General features: G+C 40.5%; 1 protein-coding gene. It reads right to left on the reverse strand.

Annotated features, from left to right (window positions below; translation table 11 throughout):
* The coding region (locus ITJ86_RS17650; protein WP_195872874.1) for a DUF7507 domain-containing protein at nucleotides 1–767 on the reverse strand (767 nt) is incomplete at both ends.

Raw genomic sequence — 767 nt, forward strand, 5'->3', positions numbered from 1 at the left:
TTTATCACTGCGATTCCGGCTTCTAATGGCAATTCCGTATCTGTTATATCATCTTCGAACACGGTATCATCATCGGATAAATCTTCTAAGGTTGAACCGTCTGTACTACTTGTTCCGGTAACGAGGGCTTGGTTACTTACCATGCCTGTATCGATATCGGCTTGTGTTATTGTATAACTTGCTGCATACAACCAAACTTCATCGACATCTAAGATGTTATCTCCATTATCGTCTCCTGATGCTAGTGTAAGTTCACCACCTAACATAGCATCTGTAAGCACCACGTCTGTTATAGTGGTTTGTCCTTGATTGGTCACCGTAAAACTGTAGGTGATAGTTTCCCCTATGTTAGCGTAGCCATCACTGTTTTCATCATTAAAAACTCCTGTTTTTATCACTGCGATTCCGGATTCTAATGGTAATTCCGTATCTGTTATATCATCTTCGAACACGGTATCATCATCGGATAAATCTTCTAAGGTTGAACCATCTGTACTGCTTGTTCCGGTAACGACGGCTTGGTTACTAACCATACCTGCATCAATATCGGCTTGTGTAATAGTGTAACTTGCTGCATACAACCAAATTTCATCGACATCCAAAATGTTATCTCCATTATCGTCTCCTGATGCTAGTGATACTTCTCCTCCTAACATAGCATCTGTAAGCACCACATCTGTTATAGTGTCTTCTCCTTGATTGGTCACTGTGAAATTGTAAGTGATGGTTTCTCCTATGTTGGCGTAGCCATCACTGTTTTCATCATT

Source organism: Winogradskyella marina, assembly GCF_015645385.1.
Lineage (GTDB): Bacteria > Bacteroidota > Bacteroidia > Flavobacteriales > Flavobacteriaceae > Winogradskyella > Winogradskyella marina.